Consider the following 17,941-nt stretch of genomic DNA (forward strand, 5'->3'; position numbering starts at 1 on the left):
TTCTATTTATGATGGCGTGATAAGTGCGTATGCGGTTCGAGATGAACCGATAGAAGAGAAACTCCCAATAGTTAAAACTACTACGCGACTGTTTCGATGATTGATAAATTGACTGTGTTCTTTCATTAAAGAACAGTGTCCTTTTCCATGGTAATCCAGTTTCACGATACAAGGTTTACAATGAAGTTACAAGTTCAGCTGAATAAGAATTTCAGACGTTGCGCAAAACCCGCATATTCAAGTAAAAAGCGCGCCAGACTGGAACCAAGAGCAACAGCAAGCAGGACACGTAGTAAAACCGCCTGTGGACCTCTAGGATGTTGCAGGAATTTATCCCATTTGATTGGTAACATCACCCACCAAGCAAACAAGATGGCGATCACGTACATGAGCATGCTGATCAGAGCACTAATACCAATTGACGTCACTACCATTGCACCTCTTCTTCATAATTTCTTCAACTTTACCATGATTTCATAAAATGAATGATTGCGCAAACAAAATGACACAAGCTGCATTTATTTTATCGCATAAAATATATTTATTGAAGAGCAAATGAGGAAAATCATGAGCTTTCTGTTGAAGAAATCGTGAAAACAAGGCATATAGTGTTCTTTTACATATTTTTCGCTTCCTAAACCTGATTCCAAGCGCCTCGCTCAGAAAACGCTTCTTCGCACTCATTCATTGATGCGTCGTACAAAAAAAGACCCGATTCCATGAAGGAATCGAGTCTTTGATCGACATCAATCGCGACCGTAGTCTTTCAAGCTGAGACGGTTAACTGCTCGTTTCAGTGAAAGTTCAGCACGCTTGAATTCGAGTTCTGATAATTTCGTGTCCTGGAGACGACGTTCTGCACGAACCTTCGCAGCTGCAGCACGGTCGTAGTCGACCTTGTCTGCTTGCTCCGCAGTTTCCGCAAGAACCGTTACAGTATCCTGGCGCACTTCCATAAAGCCACCGCTGATAGCGATCAACGTGCGTCCGCCATCTTCGTGGCGCAACTTCAAGATGCTGATATCGAGTGGTGTTACGAGTGGGACGTGGTGCGGGAGAACCCCGATCTCACCAGAAATCGTCTTCGCAACGACCATACGGATATCGCCATCATACACTTCGCCATCCGGGGTGACGATATTGACATGAAGTGTGTTCATCTCAAGTCCCCCTTATGCTTTGTCACTTAGACAAGCGCCTTCGCTTTTTCAATCGCATCTTCGATCGGACCGACGAGACGGAATGCTTCTTCCGTTAAGTCATCGTGTTTACCTTCGAGGATTTCTTTGAAGCCGCGGATCGTGTCCTTAACTGGGACGTACGATCCTTTTTGTCCTGTGAACTGCTCAGCTACGTGGAAGTTCTGCGACAAGAAGAACTGGATACGACGCGCACGGTGTACAGTCAATTTGTCGTCTTCTGACAACTCGTCCATACCGAGGATCGCGATGATATCTTGAAGTTCTTTATAACGCTGAAGTGTTTCCTGAACTTGACGTGCAACACCGTAGTGCTCTTCGCCGACGATTTCCGGTGAAAGGGCGCGTGATGTTGAAGCAAGTGGATCCACGGCAGGATAGATCCCCATCTCAGAGAGACGGCGCTCAAGGTTCGTCGTTGCATCTAAGTGAGCAAACGTCGTCGCAGGAGCCGGGTCAGTATAGTCATCGGCTGGTACATAAACCGCTTGGATCGATGTAACCGAACCTTTGTTTGTTGATGTGATTCGCTCTTGGAGCATACCCATCTCTGTTGCGAGTGTTGGCTGGTAACCAACGGCAGATGGCATACGACCGAGAAGGGCCGATACCTCAGAACCCGCTTGTGTATAACGGAAGATGTTATCAACGAAGAGAAGAACGTCTTGTCCTTGCTCATCACGGAAGTATTCTGCCATTGTCAAACCAGTCAAGGCAACACGAAGACGTGCACCCGGTGGTTCGTTCATCTGACCGAAGACCATCGCTGTTTGTTTGATAACGCCTGAATCCGTCATCTCGTGGAACAAGTCATTTCCTTCACGCGTCCGCTCACCAACACCTGCGAATACCGAGATACCGCTGTGCTCTTGCGCGATGTTGTTGATCAATTCCTGGATGAGGACGGTCTTACCTACACCGGCACCACCGAAGAGACCGATCTTACCACCCTTGATGTAAGGAGCGAGCAAGTCGACGACTTTAATTCCAGTCTCGAGGATTTCAACTTTCGTTGAAAGGTTATCGAAAGTCGGTGCTTTTTTGTGGATCGGAAGACGTTCCACGTCAGCAGCGATTTCTTTTTCATCAATTGGGTTACCGAGTACGTTGAAGACGCGACCAAGTGTCGCTTCTCCGACGGGTACCGAGATTGGAGCATTCGTATCGAGTACTTCCATTCCACGGCGTACTCCATCCGTAGAGTCCATCGCAATGGTACGGACGACGTCGTCACCAAGGTGCAGGGCGACCTCAAGCGTCAAGTCGATAGCCACTTCTTCTACAGTTTGCGGCGTATATTGAATACGAAGCGCGTTGTAGATGTTCGGTAAGTGTCCTTCGAACTTAACGTCGATGACAGGTCCCATGACCGCGACGACGCGGCCTTTTAAACCGAGTTCGTTCATCGTGTTTCCTCCTACCTATCGTTACGCCAGTCGGGATTATTGCTGCGCAGCAGCCCCACTGACGATCTCTGTGATTTCTTGCGTGATCGCAGCTTGTCGAGCTCGGTTGTAGACGAGAGTCAATCGACCGATCAAGTCATCTGCGTTATCTGTCGCACTTTGCATTGCTGTCATACGTGACGCATGTTCTGCTACTTTCGCGTCAAGAAGCGCACCGAAGATCAAGCTCTCCGCATAACGCGGGAGGAGTTCAGCAAGGATTTGTTCCTCGCTTGGCTCGTACTCATAAGTCGTCGAAGACGAAGCTTCGATTTCTCCGAGTGGGAGAAGAGTTTCGACTTTCACTTCTTGGCTGATGACAGATAAGAAGTGGTTGTAGCACAGCTTGAGCTCGTCGATTTCGCCGATCGTGAACGCACTCACTGTGCGCTTCACGATCTCAGCGACGTCGACATACGAAGGAGAATCGTTCAAGCCTGTGATCGCATCCGTGACCGTAATTCCGCGTGAACGGAAGAACTGGACACCGACTTTACCGACCACGAAGAGAACGTAACTGTCCGTAGTATGCTTTTCTTTGATTTCCCGGTAGACTTCACGCAGCACGTTGGCGTTATATGCACCAGCTAAGCCGCGATCCGATGTGATGACGATGTAGCCCGTCTTTTGGACGGGACGTTTCTCGAGCATCGGATGGCTCGCACCTGTCGTGCCATTCGCAATGGTTCCGAGTACCTCTTGCATTTTCAGCATGTAAGGTTGGAACTTCGCGCTATGTGCTTGAGCGCGGTTCAGTTTCGACGCCGAAACCATGTTCATCGCTTTCGTGATCTGTTTCGTACTTTTCGTCGAGTTGATCCGCGTTTGTATCTCGCGCAACGATGCCATTTCGATTCACCACCTTGTTAGTATCAAGAGCGTTCCGCCGGATTAGACCGTCGCTTGGAACGTTTTCTTAAATTCTGAGATTGCTGCTACGAGCTCTTCGTCTGCTGGAAGGTTACCTGTCTTACGGATCTCATCGCAAAGTTGTTTGCGGTTTTGATCGAGCCAGAGGTTGAGTTCCTTTTCAAAACGACGAATATCCGTTACAGCAACATCATCAAGGTGACCACGAGTCAAGGCATAGATGATGATGACTTGCTTATCGACAGTAAGTGGTTGGTTCAAGTCTTGTTTCAAGACTTCAACTGTCCGCTCACCACGGTTAAGCTTCGATTGAGTCGCTTTATCAAGGTCAGATCCGAACTGAGCGAATGCTTCAAGCTCACGGTAAGATGCGAGGTCAAGACGGAGCGTACCCGCTACCTTCTTCATCGCTTTTACTTGAGCCGAACCACCTACACGCGATACCGAGAGACCCGGGTTGATCGCGGGACGGACACCTGAGAAGAAGAGATCCGATTGAAGGAAGATTTGACCATCCGTGATCGAGATAACGTTCGTCGGGATATAAGCTGAGATATCCGACGCTTGTGTTTCGATGAACGGAAGGGCAGTCAAGCTACCTGCGCCAAGCTCGTCGTTCAACTTCGCCGCACGCTCAAGAAGGCGTGAGTGGAGGTAGAAGACATCCCCTGGGTAAGCTTCGCGGCCTGGTGGGCGTTTCAAGAGAAGTGAAAGCTCACGGTAAGCAGCTGCTTGTTTTGAAAGATCATCATAGATGACAAGAACGTGTTTGCCTTGGTCCATGAAGTGTTCACCCATCGCGACACCTGCGAATGGTGCGAGGTAAAGAAGTGGAGCTGGCTGTGAAGCCGCTGCCGAAACGACGATCGTGTAATCGAGGGCACCGTTTTTACGGAGCGTCTCGACGACGCCACGGACTGTTGATTCTTTTTGTCCGATTGCGACGTAGATACAGATCATGTTTTCTTCTTTTTGGTTGATGATCGTATCGATCGCGATCGACGTTTTACCCGTCTGACGGTCACCGATGATCAACTCACGCTGTCCACGACCGATTGGAACGAGGGCATCGATCGCCTTGATTCCTGTCTGAAGTGGTTCGTGTACCGATTTACGCGCCATGACGCCAGACGCCTTACGCTCGATCGGGTTGTAGTGTTCTGTTTCGATTGGACCAAGACCATCGATTGGCATACCGAGTGGGTTGACGACACGTCCGAGGAGTGCGTCTCCTGTTGGTACTTCCATGATGCGGCCCGTACGGCGGACAGAGTCGCCTTCTTTGATTTCAAGGTAGTCACCGAGGATGATGATACCGACGTTGCCTTCTTCTAAGTTTTGCGCCAAGCCCATTGTGCCGTTAGCGAATTCTACGAGCTCTCCCGACATGACGTTGTCGAGTCCGTGTGCACGAGCGATACCATCACCGATTTGGATGACCGTACCTGTCTCGTTCACTTCCATCGTAGAACCGTACTGCGCGATACGCGCTTTAAGCAGGGCGCTGATTTCTTCAGCTCTAATGCTCATGCGTTTCACCCCTATTTTCTTACGCTTTTAACAGCTCACGCTCAAGGCGCGTTAGTTTAGTTTCGATCGTACCGTCATATGTCGTGTAACCGATTTGAACGCGAAGTCCTCCGATGACACTCGTGTCGACGACGTTCTCGACTTCAAGCGTTTTACCTGATTTTTGGCCAAACGTCTCTTTCACTTTCGTGAGTTCCTCGTCTGACAATTTGTATGCACTCGTGACGATTGCCGTCGCGACATTGCGGTGTTCATTCAACAATGCAATGAAGTGTTCCGGTAATGTAACGATCTCTGCCGCCCGGTCGTTTTCGACCATGACGAGCAATGTGTTCAAGACGATCGAGTTGAAGCCAGTGAAGCTTGTTTGAAGAACTTGCTTGAGCTCTTCAGCAGAAATCGATGGGTTATCTAAAACCGAAGCGAGCTCTGGTGTTGCGTGGAGCACTTCGCCGAGCGTCCGCACATCAGCTTCTGCTTGCTCGAGCACATGGTGCTCAAGCGCAAGATCGAAGAGCGCTTTTGCGTAGCGTCCCGCTACGTGATCACGCATTAGTTCGTGCCCTTAGTATCAGCAAGGAATTGATCGACGAGTGCTTTTTGAGCCGCTTCGTCCGTTGCAAGCTGTGTTTTCATGACGTGGCGTGCTGCAGCGATTGCTTGAAGAGCGACATCGTTCTTCAAAGCAGCTTGTGCTTCAGCGCGTTCACGTTCGATCGCACGGCGAGCTTCTTCCTTACTCATTTCGGATTCAAGACGTGCCTGCTCCATCGCACGTGCTTGCTCTGCTTCTGCCTGACGGCGTGATGCTTCTAAAAGGTCGCGTGCTTCCGTACGCGCCTTGTTTAATTCTTCGCGTTGTTGTTCTACGTAGACTTCAGCGTCTTTACGGCTCTTTTCAGCCGAGTTGATCTCGCTAGCCACATGCTCTTCCCGCGCTTTCATCATGTTGACGAGCGGGCCCCATGCGAATTTCTTCAAGAGGATAAGGAGCAAGAGGAAAACGACGATCGTGACGATCATGTTGGCTAATAAAAGATGGTTGCTTTCGCCACCAGCCTCTGCCGCAAGATACGTTAGATTCATTCGATTACACTCCCCTCGTGGTTGGTTCAACTTCAATATCTACATAAGGGAGCCTAAGCTCCCGTGACGGTTCACTCAAACGTTGAACGAATAGCGCCCTATGTAGTCCGTTCTCGTTAATCGTGGATTAAGAGTTGAGAAGAAGGAAACCGACCGCTACACCGATGATTGGAAGTGCCTCAACAAGACCGATACCGATGAACATTGTTTGACGAAGTTCGTTTTTGAGTTCTGGCTGACGTGCTTGACCTAATACTGTACCGTTTACGATAAGACCGTTACCGATACCTGCGCCGAGTGCGCCGAGTCCGATGATGATCGCTGTTGCAATAAGATTCATGATAAATTGCCTCCCTAGAGTATGTTCATTGATTTGTCGTGCTGTTATCGGAAAAGCGGATGCTTTACCTTCGAATTAATGGTCGTGCGCTGCCTTATGTCCGATGTAAACCATCGTCAGGATAAGGAAGATGTACGCTTGGATACCACCGATGAAGAGTGAGAATCCTTGCCAGATCAACATCGGGATACCCGAGATGATCGCGCCGACTGGTCCGAGGAATTGGAAATCGTTCGTACCAGAGACGATACCGATCGAAAGAATGATTCCGATCATGATTTCACCAGCGAAGATGTTTCCGTAAAGACGAAGACCGAGCGTCAACGTGTTTGCAAACTCCTCGATGATGGTAATGATAAACATCGGCGTCATGAATGTTTTCGCATAAGCGCCGAAGCCTCGCATCTTCACACCGTAGTAATGACTTAAGACTACTACGAGAGATGAAAGTGCCAGTGTCACGTAAGGATCTGCAGTTGGTGAGTTGAACCAAATGTAGTGTCCCGTCACGACGTTGAATGGGAGACCCATGATGTTGGACACAAGGATGAACAGGAATAATGTCATTCCGAACGTAAGGAAGCGACCCCCTGTTTTCCAGTCCATCGTGCTGCTGATGATTCCGCGAACGAATTCAAGGAACATCTCCATCACGTTTTGAGCACCGGTTGGCTTCATCACAAGACGTCGCGTACCGGCCACGGCAATCAAGAAGACGAGAGCAGCAGCAATCAATACTGTGATCAAGTTCGTCCAGCTACCGTACAGAACGAAGTCACCCCAGAGTGGGATTTCGTAAAGTGGCATTTCGTGGTTCATTTGACTATTCACCTCTTTTCCCGCTTGAGTTCGTGAGTCAAGAACTCACAAAATTGTATGACGTGGCCGGCGAGAAGGCCTATTACCACCGCAGTTAATGACAATTCAGTTTGATATTTCAAACCGATCATCACACAAAGTACCGCGACCGCCATGCGTGAAACGGTCCCTCGAGACACTGGCTTGCGCCCGGTCTCAATTACACGATACATACGATCGACGCTTAATCGTTGAAGCGTCAAGATCAGAAAGCTGCCAGTTCCACCAAGTGCTAGTCCATAAATGACTGGGTCACTCGGGCGTCCGATGAGCAGCAGGACAGCCAGGATTCCGTAAAAGAGTCCAAACCATCGTAAGTACGCACGATACAACGCATCTTGAAGGATGATGTTCATGTCTTCTCCCCTAACAAGTGCCTGATCATGGCGATCATGCAAAGAATGCCGATGAAAATCCCGATGAACACGGCGAACGTCGCACCCATTTTTTCCCACCATTGTTGTTGTTCCCCATAGTTCCCAACCAAAAAGCCAATGACGATCGGTGCAGCCAGTGCCGTCGAAATTTGCGAGGCCATGACCATACTCTTCGCGAGCCCACTTTGGCGCACTAGAGACGACCCCCTTTTTTCCCAATTGCGAGTTCTTTTTCTTTCCCACAATTTGCGGATTTTCATACTAGTCAAGAATACAATGAAGCAGCTTTCATAGTCAAATGAATTCACAATAAAAACAGAGCCGAAAAACCTATACATATCAACGAATGATAAGGTTTTCACAGATGTCATCCGTGCAACTCATTTCACGAAGATGTGAAGAAAATATGTAGTACTATCAACGGTTATAGAGATTGTTCATATGGTGAACAAAACCGTTGAATAGTAACGTTATATCGTGCTACCTCAACCGAAACAAGACCTCTAAAATTGATTTGTGTCGATTTTGTGAAAAAACATTTTCTGTTCACAATTGTAAACGCTTCCGAATCGGGACACAAAAACAGCTCTGACATCTGTTTGTAACAATAGATTTCAACGATTACCAATTTTTCAATCGTGAGATGTGTCACAGCCTGAATCGTCATGGTTTATCTTCCAGTTTCAAGGTCATCTGGTTTTACATTTTCTAAACAAATGGGCTGATTTTAGTGGAAATGGTAAGATTTAAAGATATTATTCCTATAAACTAAAATTTCTTGTCGATATAGATGTACTAAAACAAAAAGAATCGCTTATTTCACGCGACTCCTACAGGAAAAAGCACAAGTCTTTGTGCTGTCAGAGACAGGTGAGACCTGACTCCTCGTCTAAGGACGATGGAGACGCGGCTTGCGTCTCGCCTGAGGAAAGCAAGTGAATGTAAGCGATTCGGAGAGTACTAGTCGTTTCTCATTGCGTGAGTAGCGGTGCCGGCGCTTCCCCTTGACCGAAGTGATGCAGGATCGCTTGGACGATCCGTTCTGACGCATGACCATCACCGTATGGGTTTGAGGCATGTGCCATTTCTTTATAAAGTGCGTCATTCGTCAACAGTTCGGTTGCCATCTGATAAATCGTCTCTTCTTCTGTTCCGGCAAGCTTTAACGTCCCAGCAGTAATTCCTTCCGGACGCTCGGTCGTATCGCGTAAGACAAGTACCGGAACACCGAGTGACGGCGCTTCTTCCTGTACACCACCGGAGTCCGTCAAGATTAAGTGAGCACGACTCGCGAAGTTGTGGAAGTCGAACACGTCGAGCGGAGCAATTAACGAAATCCGATCATGTCCCTCAAAGACCGTCTTCGCCGCTTCCTGAACAACTGGGTTAAGGTGAACTGGATAAACGACGTGTGTATCCGGGAATGCATCGACGAGACGACGAATCGCGCGGAACATCTGGTGCATCTTCTCGCCTTGGTTCTCACGACGGTGCGCTGTCATCAAGATCAACTTCCGATCCCCGACCGTCTCAAGCATCGGATGGACGTAATCGGCTTGGACCGTCGTTTGCAGGGCATCGATTGCTGTGTTCCCTGTAATATAGACGCCAGCATGACGATTCTCGGACGCAAGGTTCGCTGCCGCTTGTGCGGTCGGAGCAAAATGTAAGTCTGCGAGCGTCGACGTCAACTGACGATTGACCTCTTCCGGGAACGGTGAGTATTTATTATACGTGCGCAGCCCTGCCTCGACATGACCGACCACGATTTGGTTGTAATAGGCAGCAAGGCTCCCAACGAACGTCGTCGTCGTGTCGCCATGGACGAGGACAAGGTCCGGCTTGATCTCTTTCATGATCGCATCGAGTCCTTCAAGACCACGCGTCGTAATGTCAACGAGAGTTTGACGTTGCTTCATGATGTTCAAATCGTGATCCGGTTCGATTTCGAACAGGGTAAGTACTTGATCGAGCATCTCGCGGTGCTGGGCTGTGATCGTAACGTGAACATCAAAAGCAGGGTGTTGCTTCAGGGCGTTGACGAGCGGTGCCATTTTAATAGCTTCCGGTCGAGTCCCGAAAATCGGCATGACTGTAATCGGCATGGTGACTTCCTCCTTTTTTCCTTTTTTCATTAAAACATATTTCAGCAGTCTTGCGCAGTTTACGAAATAGCAACGAAAAGACCGCAGATCATCGTCTGCGGTCTTTTTGTGTATCTTACTATTTTTACTTCGTTCCGAAGAGACGGTCTCCTGCGTCACCGAGTCCTGGGACGATGTAGCCGTGGTCGTTCAACTTCTCGTCGAGTGCCGCGAGATAGATATCGACGTCCGGGTGTTCTTCTTGAACGCGTTTGACGCCTTCAGGTGCTGCACAGAGACATGCGAGCTTAATGCTCTTCGCCCCTTGTTTCTTTAAGGAGGAGATGGCGTCTGCCGCCGAACCACCTGTCGCAAGCATCGGGTCAACGACGACGAAATCACGTTCTGCGACGTCTGTTGGGAGCTTGAGGTAGTATTCCGTTGGCTCGAGTGTCTCCGGATCACGGTACAAACCGATGTGACCGACCTTGACGTTTGGCATCATGCGGAGCATGCCGTCGACCATCCCGAGACCGGCGCGGAGAATCGGGACGATCCCGAGTTTCTTGCCTTCGATCATCTTCTGCGTCGTCTTCGTGACCGGTGTCTCGATCGCGACATCTGTGAGTGGAAGGTCACGTGTGATTTCATATGCCATCAATGAAGCCACCTCGTCGACAAGTTCCCGGAATTGTTTCGTTCCTGTTTCGACCTTACGCATGATCGTCATCTTGTGCTGAATCAATGGGTGATCAAATACATGTACTTTACTCATTGTTTGCATCTCCTCTCCATTCTCTTTTCGCATTGTACTCTAAAAGCGCACTGCTTGGGAACTGTTTTTTCGTCAGTCCCCAAGCGTGCTCTTGCCGGAAAGAATCGCTTTCGCCGCGTAAGACCATTCATTGTCCGGCTGTTGTGCGAGTTCTTGCAAGGTCGCGCGATAATCACCTTTTTTATATTTTTGTTCATAGACCGCTTGCATCCAGAGGACATCACTCATGTAACCCGACTTCGGAAAATCCTCACGGTACGCGATATAGTCCGCCTGTGTCGTCTTCTTTAACTTACCAGCGGCAATCAACTTATAAAAACGCGCCATCCCTGCCGTCTCTTTATTTTTCAAGACGTCTGCACTCAACAGGTCATTTGCTTTTTGATAATCCTTTGCTTGGACAGCCGCAACCGCTTCCTTTAATGCGGCTTCCGGTTTCAGACCACTCGTTTTCGTCGTTTTCTTTTCCTTAACCGGCGACTCTTCTTGTTTTACTTCCGCTTCCGTCTTTCGCTTCTGATCGGTATTCAATTTCTCGTTTTCTTTTTTTAACTGCTCGACTTCCGTTTGTAAGGCAGCCAATTGTTGCGCAATTTTTTGATCGGTCTCTTCTTTCGGTGCAGCATTTTCTGAAGTAGGAGACCACGCTTGAATACCTAGGAATAAGAGGCCGGCCGCTACCACTCCGGTTGCCGCCATCCACCATTGATTCTGATTCACCGCTTGGCGCCACTGTTTTAATTTGTCATGTTTCTGAATCGCTTCCGGCAGCGCCTTGAATCGCTTCTTCGCAAGACGTCGTCCGCCTGCCTTTGAGGCGATCGCAAGACGATATGTATAATATTCAACCGGCATCGGTAAATGTTTCCATTGCAGAAGCCGTGCATCCGCTTGTTCATAAAAGCCTGCTTGTTGCATGATGATGATCGTCTTGAAATCTTCGTACAGTCGTTTGTATTCTGATTTCGTCGTACTCTTCTTCTCCAACCATTTCAACATCTGGCTTCCTGTCGTCGACGCGAGCTCGGCTTGGGTCAACTTCATAATATTCATAACGCGTAAACTCCTTCATTTCCTTTTTTAAAAAGTATAGCAAATTTTTGGAATGACATCGCCTCCTCTTACAAGATTGAATATAAAAAAAGAATCGCTTTCCATTCTCTCGAAAGCGATCCATTCGTTGTCTTATGCTGTATGAATTTTTCCATCCTCGATCCGCCAGATGCGATCACAGACGTCAAGCATCCGTTCATCATGAGTGATGACGATAATCGTCTTGTTTGACTCATGCGTTTGCCGTTGTAATAGCTCCATCACTCGACGCCCATTCGCATAATCGAGACTTGCGGTCGGCTCGTCCGCTAAGACAAGTTGCGGATCATTGACGAAGGCGCGGGCAATCGCGATTCGTTGACGCTCACCGCCCGATAACGCATGCGGCAAATGATCTTTGCGATGTTCGAGTCCGAACATGGCTAGTGCTGCGACCGTATCCACTGTTCGTCCAGCTTCTTTTGCGACGAGTTCCAGTTGCTCCTGGGCTGTCAAAAAGGGTACGAGATGCGACTCCTGAAAGATGAACCCGACTTCCTCAAGACGTAAGCGACGACGTTCTTCGCCCGATGCTTCACTGACGCACGTATCATCAAAATAGACGGCACCTTTTGTTGGTGTCTGCAGTAAACCGAGCAACTGAAGGAGTGTACTTTTCCCACTCCCGCTCGGTCCAACAAGGGCAATCAGTTCCCCTGCTTCTGCCTGTAAGTTGATATCGTGCAAGACGGTCATCTCACCATAACTCTGTTCAATCCGTTCTAACTGAATCATCCGTTCATTCCTCCCATCGCGTCTGCCGCCTCAAGTTTTTTCACCATTCGTAACGGAACGAGCGCTCCGAGGATCGCTGTTACGAGTAAAATGCCGCCGTACATCAGACTCGTCGACCATTCAAATCGGAAGGGAAGATCCGCTGGTAAGAAGCGGCTCGTCAGATAGGTGATAACGACACTGACACCAAAGGCGAGGCTCGTCAGGAGGATGACTTGTACGAGTAGACTCGCACCCATCGTCCGTGTTCGGATGCCGATTGCTTTTAGGACGCCAAGTTGTTTCATCTTCTGCATCGTCAAGATATAGAAGAAAGCTGTCAGAATCAATGCCCCGATGACGACGAGTGCAACCCGCATCATCTGGAAGGAGTTTTGCTCCGCTGCATAGCCTGGCACATTCTCAACGACTGCTTGTTTTGAGAAGACCGCTTGATCCGTTTGTAATGACTGACCGATGTACGCTGAGACGTATGATGCCCCCATCTTCGATTGCCATGCTTGCCACGATTCATCCGTCATCCAGAGGACAGGTGCGTGACTATAACGTCCGTCCGTGACCGTGCCGGCAATCCGGAACGTCTCTTTCGTCCGAAAATCGGTGATCGTATCGCCGACACGGGTTCCGCGTTGTTCCGCGTATGCAGCATCGACGAGCACCTCACCTTTTTGCAATGATTGCAACTGTTTTGGACCATAATTCGTAGTCTCTGGTAACGCAAAGACTGTCACATCATCCTTCGTTCCATTCTTCTTCTCAAGCACCATGTTCTGGACACCGAGCGCTTCCGCGCCCTTCGGTGTCTCATCCGCCCGTAAGAATGAACGGGTCAGATGCCCTTCCGCATCTTTACTCAGTGCAAACTGCTCGACCGGCAGATTACGGACGGCAGCCCCATTGTCGTAGGCCAGCCCGTCCGCAAGACCGGTGATCATTAAAATCAATAAAACGATCAACATCGTCACGATCGTCATCCAACTGAATCGTCCTTTCATCCGGACGAGTTCTTTCCATCCTAGTTTCATTGCATGATCCCTCCTGTATGTTCGCTACAGGATTGATGATACGACTGCAATATGAACGGAACATGAACGCACGCGTCAAGTACGTAAAAAAATCAATGTCACAGTCAGACCGGATGAATCGGACGACAAGCTCGCATCCCCACCAAGTTGGCGCATCGTCTCTTTGACGATCGCAAGCCCAAGACCCGTCCCGCGCGACGTGCGGGATACATCACCTTGATAAAAGCGTTCAAAGGCATGTTCCATCTGTTGTTCGGTCATGCCTGGTCCTTCGTCCTTGATTCGGACGATGACCTGATTCACTTGTTCTTCCGCTTGAATGTGAATCGTCGCTCCTTCGGCTGAGACCGAAACAGCGTTTCGAATGACGTTTTGGAAAACATGTTCGAGCGCTCTAGCATCTGCTTGAATCTGTAGCGCTGGCGATACATCGAGTGCGACGGCGATGCCTTGCTCATCGAGCTGAAAGGCAAGTGTTGCGAGTGTCGTCTCTAGACTCGCGCGTAGATCGAGTGCTTGCCGCTTGAAGCGCCGTCCTTCATCGAGCTTCGCTAAGATCAATAATTGACGCGTCAGCTCCGACATTCGCGCTGCCTCTTGTTGAATGATTGCCCGTCTCCTGACGTCTTCTCCCGTCACGTCGAGTTGTCCCGCGTACCCCGAGATTGTCGTCAGCGGTGACTGAAATTCATGCGAAACGTTTGCGACGAACCGGCGTCGTTCTGTATCAGACGCTTCGACTGCCGTTGCCATCTCGTCAAAGCGTCGGGACAGCTCTCCAATCTCATCGCGTGCCTTCGTTCCGACGCGGATTCCGTAGTCACCGTACGCCATCTGTTCCGTCGCTTTGGTCAGGCGCCGGATCGGACGCACGAGATACCGGATGGAGAAGACAAGCAAGAGGAAGCTGATCACGACAAGCAATCCGAGAAACAGACCGACGAACAGGTGCAACTCACGGATTTGCCGACTCAAGTCCGGACGGACGAAGATCGCATCCGTTCCTTGCGCCGTCTTGACTGACGTCCCGTACGTATTGATGATTTCATTGTCGAATAGACCGAGCAAGAAGAGGTGGAACGGATACTCACGCATCCCGTAGTACGGTTGACCATTTTTCACTTGCTCGACGATTTGACTTGAGAGCGTTTCATCACGAAATGGATTTCCGTAACGCTCCGTTCCGTCTTCGGTCTGCACATATAGTTGAAAGCCAGTCGCTTGTAACATCCGGTAAAACGATTCCGTCTTTCCGTCACCGTGCGTCTCGTAATAATCAATCGCTGTCTCGACCGCTTCCTCAACTTTTTGGCTATAGCTGTCCTGCCAAAACGAATAGTAGGCAATGTTACTGATTAAAAGCGCTAACAGTGCGGATACGAGTAGAACGACACAGACGAGTCCGACGATTTTCGTATAGAGGGATCTCATGATTCGACCTCCAACCGGTACCCGAGTCCACGAACCGTCTCAATCTTCACCTGATTCGTCTCCTTTAAGCGTCCACGGAGTCGTTTGATGTGGACGTCAATCGTCCGGTCATCTCCCATGAAATCAAGTCCCCAGACGTGTTCAATCAATTCCTCGCGACTGAATACCCGTCCCGGAAAACTAGCTAGCTGATGTAATAATTCGAATTCGCGCCGCGGAAGTGTCCACTCGGTCGACTGGATCGTCACGAGCTGACTGCGTTTATCGATCGTGACATCTCCGAGATGTAAGACGGGTTGCGCCGCTTTTTGATAGCGCCGAGCCACGGCGTGAAGCCGAAACACTAATTCTTCCGGATCGAACGGCTTTGTGATGTAATCATCAGCACCTGCTGCAAAACCGTCCCGCTTATCCGTTAGTTCACCGAGCGCCGTCAGCATCAAGATCGGGATGTCCCCGTTTTGCCGTAATCGCTCACACAGGACGAGACCGGTCTGCCCGGGAAGCAAGACATCGAGCACCGCTGCTTCGAACGTCATCGTGTCAATCCAAGCGAGCGCTTCATTTCCGTTTGCTGTCGCTCGAACGGAATGTCCGTCGGCTTGTAACGTCGATACGACAAGTGCTTGGATATGTGGATTATCTTCAACGACTAGAATATACATCGTACGCCTCCTTTTTTAGACAAACAAAAATCCCCTTCCCCTTCTCATAACGAAAAGGACGAAGGGGATGACGATCATCCGCGCTCTGGGTAGAGTGGGAAACGACCTGTCAAAGCAACGACACGCTCACGTGCTTGTGCGAGAACGTCTGCTTCTTCTGGGTGGTTCAAGACGAGTTCGATCAACTCGGCGATTTCTTTCATCTCCGCTTCCTTAAAGCCACGTGATGTCATCGCAGCCGTTCCGATTCGGATACCGCTCGTGACGAACGGGCTCGCTGGGTCGAACGGAATCGTGTTCTTGTTGACCGTGATACCGGCTTCGTCAAGGGCATGCTCAGCGAGTTTCCCTGTGATCCCGAGCGGTTGCAAGTCGACAAGGAGCAAGTGATTGTCCGTTCCGCCTGAAACGATCCGGAGTCCACGATTCGTCAATTCCTCACCGAGGACTTTCGCGTTCGTGACGACTTGACCGATGTAGTCCTTGAACTCAGGTGCCAGTGCTTCACCGAACGCGACAGCTTTCGCGGCGATGACGTGCATGAGTGGACCACCTTGAATGCCTGGGAAGATCGCTTTATCGATCGCTTTCGCATGCTCTTCTTTACAGAGGATCATCCCACCACGTGGACCACGCAACGTCTTATGCGTCGTCGTCGTGACGAAGTGTGCATGCTCGACCGGGTTCGGATGCTGACCTGCTGCGACGAGTCCAGCGATGTGTGCCATGTCGACCATCAAGTAAGCACCGACGCTGTCTGCGATTTCACGGAAACGTTTGAAGTCGATGACGCGCGGATACGCCGATGCGCCCGCGACGATTAATTTTGGTTTGTGCTCTTCTGCTAATTGTGCGACGACGTCGTAATCAATCATCTCTGTCTCTTGATCGACACCGTATTCCACGAAGTTGTACTGGACACCGGAGAAATTGACGGGGCTACCGTGCGTCAGATGGCCACCGTGCGAGAGGTTCATCCCGAGGACCGTATCGCCTTGCTCGAGAATCGTGAAGTAGACCGCCATGTTCGCTTGTGCACCCGAGTGTGGTTGCACGTTCGCGTGCTCCGCTCCGAAGATTTCCTTCGCGCGGTCGCGTGCTAGATTCTCAGCGAGATCGACATACTCACAGCCACCATAATAACGACGACCTGGGTAACCTTCTGCGTACTTGTTCGTCAAGACGCTGCCTTGTGCTTCCATGACAGCTTGCGAGACGAAGTTCTCGGATGCGATCAATTCGATGTTATCCCGTTGACGACCTAATTCCTGGCGCATTGCCGAAAAGAGTGCCTCATCTTGTTGTTTCAGATACGTAAGCGGTGTTTGTTCCATCTGAATTCCCCCATTTCATTTCGATAGACCTATCTTAACACGAATGTTTCGTTCCCGGCATCCCTAAAAACAACATCAAAAAAGCAAGGGGTGCGCAACCCCTTGCATCAATCATTCGTATTTAGCACGTGTTCCACCGATTAATTTCGGTCGTGTCACGGCTGCCGTCACGTGTGCCTCACCGATTTCCTTGTGCGGCAAGCGCACGGGAATCGCAACAGCTTTCAAGTGCATCCCGATGAACGTGTCCCCGATATCAATCCCGGCGTCTGCCTGAATCGCTTCGACGACGACCGGTGCCGAGAAGCGCTGATAGGCAGCACTTGCCATCGATCCACCGGCTTCCGGAACGGGAACGACCGTCACTGGATCCAGTCCGAGTCGTTCTGCTGTTTGCCGCTCAAGCGTCAGCGCTCGGTTGATATGCTCACAGCCTTGGAAGGCAAGATCGACTTGGTGCGACCGACGAAAGGCATCAAACACGTCGAACAACGCGTCCGCGACTTCTGGTGAACCGGCCTTGCCGATTTGTTTGCCGATGACTTCGCTCGTCGAACAGCCGATCACGAGCAATTTTCCTTTTAAGGAAAATCGTTCATCCAGAGCGTTCAGTGCTTCTTCTAAATCGTGCTGGATGCGTGTCAAGTCCATTACTTCACCTCATAATCTGAGATTTTGCAAACGCGGTTCTCATGACGTCCGCCTTCGAATTCCGTTTCAAGCCAAAGCTGTGCGATCTCACGAGCCAGTCCTGGACCGATGACGCGTTCGCCCATCGTTAAGATGTTCGAATCGTTGTGCTGACGTGTCGCTTTCGCACTGAACGTGTCATGGACGAGTGCTGCTCGGATGCCCTTGACTTTGTTCGCTGCGATTCCGATCCCGATCCCTGTTCCACAAATCAAGATACCACGATCAAACTCTCCGCTTGCGACTGCCTCAGCGACTGGAATCGCGACATCCGGATAATCGATCGATTCGGCTGAATGCGTACCGAAGTCCGTATAGTCGATGCCGAGCTCTTGTAAGAGGTCGTTGATTTCTGCCTTTAACTTAAAACCGCCATGATCCGCGCCGATTGCTACTTTCATCTTT

Annotated in this window: 21 protein-coding genes; all 21 read right to left on the bottom strand. The window is 49.9% G+C overall.

What is annotated here, in order from left to right; genetic code table 11:
• Positions 1-194: 194 nt before the first annotated feature.
• Entirely contained in the window at positions 195-395 is a 201-nt protein-coding gene (locus KNQ12_RS07045; RefSeq protein WP_217448997.1) for a DUF1146 family protein, read from the bottom strand.
• 351 nt (positions 396-746) lie between these two features.
• On the bottom strand, positions 747-1,160 hold the full coding sequence (locus tag KNQ12_RS07050; RefSeq protein WP_023469493.1) for a F0F1 ATP synthase subunit epsilon: 414 nt from the start codon (positions 1,158-1,160) through the stop codon (positions 747-749).
• A 26-nt stretch (positions 1,161-1,186) separates the two neighbouring features.
• Positions 1,187-2,605: a F0F1 ATP synthase subunit beta gene (gene atpD / locus KNQ12_RS07055; protein ID WP_023469494.1), complete on the bottom strand. Its 1,419-nt coding sequence runs from the start codon at positions 2,603-2,605 to the stop codon at positions 1,187-1,189.
• A 36-nt stretch (positions 2,606-2,641) separates the two neighbouring features.
• On the bottom strand, positions 2,642-3,493 hold the full coding sequence (atpG, locus tag KNQ12_RS07060; RefSeq protein WP_214747105.1) for an ATP synthase F1 subunit gamma: 852 nt from the start codon (positions 3,491-3,493) through the stop codon (positions 2,642-2,644).
• Between the two features lie 42 nt (positions 3,494-3,535).
• Positions 3,536-5,044 carry a F0F1 ATP synthase subunit alpha gene (atpA, locus tag KNQ12_RS07065; protein ID WP_035395863.1) on the bottom strand — a complete coding sequence of 503 codons (1,509 nt, stop codon included), beginning with the start codon at positions 5,042-5,044 and terminating at the stop codon, positions 3,536-3,538.
• Positions 5,045-5,063: 19 nt separating this feature from the next.
• On the bottom strand, positions 5,064-5,597 hold the full coding sequence (locus tag KNQ12_RS07070; protein ID WP_023469497.1) for a F0F1 ATP synthase subunit delta: 534 nt from the start codon (positions 5,595-5,597) through the stop codon (positions 5,064-5,066).
• Positions 5,597-6,130 (bottom strand): F0F1 ATP synthase subunit B, encoded by a 534-nt coding sequence (gene atpF / locus KNQ12_RS07075; RefSeq protein ID WP_050676948.1) that lies wholly within the window; start codon positions 6,128-6,130, stop codon positions 5,597-5,599. The genes KNQ12_RS07070 and atpF overlap by 1 nt, the downstream gene beginning before the upstream one ends.
• Positions 6,131-6,257: 127 nt before the next feature.
• Positions 6,258-6,470 carry a F0F1 ATP synthase subunit C gene (atpE, locus tag KNQ12_RS07080; protein WP_023469499.1) on the bottom strand — a complete coding sequence of 71 codons (213 nt, stop codon included), beginning with the start codon at positions 6,468-6,470 and terminating at the stop codon, positions 6,258-6,260.
• A gap of 75 nt (positions 6,471-6,545) precedes the next feature.
• The gene (atpB, locus tag KNQ12_RS07085) at positions 6,546-7,289 is read right to left on the bottom strand and encodes a F0F1 ATP synthase subunit A (RefSeq protein WP_023469500.1); all 744 of its coding nucleotides are present in this window, start codon (positions 7,287-7,289) and stop codon (positions 6,546-6,548) included.
• 8 nt (positions 7,290-7,297) lie between these two features.
• On the bottom strand, positions 7,298-7,684 hold the full coding sequence (locus KNQ12_RS07090; RefSeq protein WP_023469501.1) for an ATP synthase subunit I: 387 nt from the start codon (positions 7,682-7,684) through the stop codon (positions 7,298-7,300).
• Positions 7,681-7,899 carry an AtpZ/AtpI family protein gene (locus KNQ12_RS07095; protein WP_023469502.1) on the bottom strand — a complete coding sequence of 73 codons (219 nt, stop codon included), beginning with the start codon at positions 7,897-7,899 and terminating at the stop codon, positions 7,681-7,683. Before KNQ12_RS07095 ends, KNQ12_RS07090 begins: the two co-directional genes overlap by 4 nt.
• Before the next feature lie 777 nt (positions 7,900-8,676).
• Positions 8,677-9,810: a non-hydrolyzing UDP-N-acetylglucosamine 2-epimerase gene (gene wecB, locus KNQ12_RS07100; RefSeq protein ID WP_058264532.1), complete on the bottom strand. Its 1,134-nt coding sequence runs from the start codon at positions 9,808-9,810 to the stop codon at positions 8,677-8,679.
• 124 nt (positions 9,811-9,934) lie between these two features.
• A complete protein-coding gene (gene upp, locus KNQ12_RS07105; protein ID WP_023469504.1) occupies positions 9,935-10,564 on the bottom strand; it encodes a uracil phosphoribosyltransferase in 630 nt (209 codons plus the stop codon).
• Between the two features lie 72 nt (positions 10,565-10,636).
• Positions 10,637-11,608: a hypothetical protein gene (locus KNQ12_RS07110; RefSeq protein WP_214747108.1), complete on the bottom strand. Its 972-nt coding sequence runs from the start codon at positions 11,606-11,608 to the stop codon at positions 10,637-10,639.
• A gap of 141 nt (positions 11,609-11,749) precedes the next feature.
• On the bottom strand, positions 11,750-12,391 hold the full coding sequence (locus KNQ12_RS07115; RefSeq protein WP_214747111.1) for an ABC transporter ATP-binding protein: 642 nt from the start codon (positions 12,389-12,391) through the stop codon (positions 11,750-11,752).
• Entirely contained in the window at positions 12,388-13,416 is a 1,029-nt protein-coding gene (locus KNQ12_RS07120; protein ID WP_214747113.1) for an ABC transporter permease, read from the bottom strand. Before KNQ12_RS07120 ends, KNQ12_RS07115 begins: the two co-directional genes overlap by 4 nt.
• A 75-nt stretch (positions 13,417-13,491) precedes the next feature.
• Positions 13,492-14,847 carry a HAMP domain-containing sensor histidine kinase gene (locus KNQ12_RS07125; protein WP_214747116.1) on the bottom strand — a complete coding sequence of 452 codons (1,356 nt, stop codon included), beginning with the start codon at positions 14,845-14,847 and terminating at the stop codon, positions 13,492-13,494.
• Positions 14,844-15,512, bottom strand: a complete 669-nt coding sequence (locus tag KNQ12_RS07130; protein WP_214747119.1) for a response regulator transcription factor — start codon at positions 15,510-15,512, stop codon at positions 14,844-14,846. The genes KNQ12_RS07125 and KNQ12_RS07130 overlap by 4 nt, the downstream gene beginning before the upstream one ends.
• Positions 15,513-15,586: 74 nt before the next feature.
• Positions 15,587-16,846: a serine hydroxymethyltransferase gene (gene glyA, locus KNQ12_RS07135; RefSeq protein WP_023469510.1), complete on the bottom strand. Its 1,260-nt coding sequence runs from the start codon at positions 16,844-16,846 to the stop codon at positions 15,587-15,589.
• Between the two features lie 111 nt (positions 16,847-16,957).
• Positions 16,958-17,497: a TIGR01440 family protein gene (locus tag KNQ12_RS07140; protein WP_214747122.1), complete on the bottom strand. Its 540-nt coding sequence runs from the start codon at positions 17,495-17,497 to the stop codon at positions 16,958-16,960.
• Positions 17,497-17,937, bottom strand: a complete 441-nt coding sequence (gene rpiB, locus KNQ12_RS07145; protein WP_214747125.1) for a ribose 5-phosphate isomerase B — start codon at positions 17,935-17,937, stop codon at positions 17,497-17,499. Before rpiB ends, KNQ12_RS07140 begins: the two co-directional genes overlap by 1 nt.
• Positions 17,938-17,941 lie beyond the last annotated feature (4 nt).

Origin of the sequence: Exiguobacterium sp. s11, assembly GCF_018619015.1 — a bacterium.
Lineage (GTDB): Bacteria > Bacillota > Bacilli > Exiguobacteriales > Exiguobacteriaceae > Exiguobacterium_A > Exiguobacterium_A indicum.

What these genes read in the sequence shown, in the direction of transcription:
- KNQ12_RS07045 (WP_217448997.1), bottom strand. Translation starts at nt 395, where the DNA reads ATGCTCATGTACGTGATCGCCATCTTGTTTGCTTGGTGGGTGATGTTA.
- KNQ12_RS07050 (WP_023469493.1), bottom strand. Translation starts at nt 1,160, where the DNA reads ATGAACACACTTCATGTCAATATCGTCACCCCGGATGGCGAAGTGTAT.
- atpD (WP_023469494.1), bottom strand. Translation starts at nt 2,605, where the DNA reads ATGAACGAACTCGGTTTAAAAGGCCGCGTCGTCGCGGTCATGGGACCT.
- atpG (WP_214747105.1), bottom strand. Translation starts at nt 3,493, where the DNA reads ATGGCATCGTTGCGCGAGATACAAACGCGGATCAACTCGACGAAAAGT.
- atpA (WP_035395863.1), bottom strand. Translation starts at nt 5,044, where the DNA reads ATGAGCATTAGAGCTGAAGAAATCAGCGCCCTGCTTAAAGCGCGTATC.
- KNQ12_RS07070 (WP_023469497.1), bottom strand. Translation starts at nt 5,597, where the DNA reads ATGCGTGATCACGTAGCGGGACGCTACGCAAAAGCGCTCTTCGATCTT.
- atpF (WP_050676948.1), bottom strand. Translation starts at nt 6,130, where the DNA reads ATGAATCTAACGTATCTTGCGGCAGAGGCTGGTGGCGAAAGCAACCAT.
- atpE (WP_023469499.1), bottom strand. Translation starts at nt 6,470, where the DNA reads ATGAATCTTATTGCAACAGCGATCATCATCGGACTCGGCGCACTCGGC.
- atpB (WP_023469500.1), bottom strand. Translation starts at nt 7,289, where the DNA reads ATGAACCACGAAATGCCACTTTACGAAATCCCACTCTGGGGTGACTTC.
- KNQ12_RS07090 (WP_023469501.1), bottom strand. Translation starts at nt 7,684, where the DNA reads ATGAACATCATCCTTCAAGATGCGTTGTATCGTGCGTACTTACGATGG.
- wecB (WP_058264532.1), bottom strand. Translation starts at nt 9,810, where the DNA reads ATGCCGATTACAGTCATGCCGATTTTCGGGACTCGACCGGAAGCTATT.
- upp (WP_023469504.1), bottom strand. Translation starts at nt 10,564, where the DNA reads ATGAGTAAAGTACATGTATTTGATCACCCATTGATTCAGCACAAGATG.
- KNQ12_RS07110 (WP_214747108.1), bottom strand. Translation starts at nt 11,608, where the DNA reads ATGAAGTTGACCCAAGCCGAGCTCGCGTCGACGACAGGAAGCCAGATG.
- KNQ12_RS07115 (WP_214747111.1), bottom strand. Translation starts at nt 12,391, where the DNA reads ATGATTCAGTTAGAACGGATTGAACAGAGTTATGGTGAGATGACCGTC.
- KNQ12_RS07120 (WP_214747113.1), bottom strand. Translation starts at nt 13,416, where the DNA reads ATGAAACTAGGATGGAAAGAACTCGTCCGGATGAAAGGACGATTCAGT.
- KNQ12_RS07125 (WP_214747116.1), bottom strand. Translation starts at nt 14,847, where the DNA reads ATGAGATCCCTCTATACGAAAATCGTCGGACTCGTCTGTGTCGTTCTA.
- KNQ12_RS07130 (WP_214747119.1), bottom strand. Translation starts at nt 15,512, where the DNA reads ATGTATATTCTAGTCGTTGAAGATAATCCACATATCCAAGCACTTGTC.
- glyA (WP_023469510.1), bottom strand. Translation starts at nt 16,846, where the DNA reads ATGGAACAAACACCGCTTACGTATCTGAAACAACAAGATGAGGCACTC.
- KNQ12_RS07140 (WP_214747122.1), bottom strand. Translation starts at nt 17,497, where the DNA reads ATGGACTTGACACGCATCCAGCACGATTTAGAAGAAGCACTGAACGCT.
- rpiB (WP_214747125.1), bottom strand. Translation starts at nt 17,937, where the DNA reads ATGAAAGTAGCAATCGGCGCGGATCATGGCGGTTTTAAGTTAAAGGCA.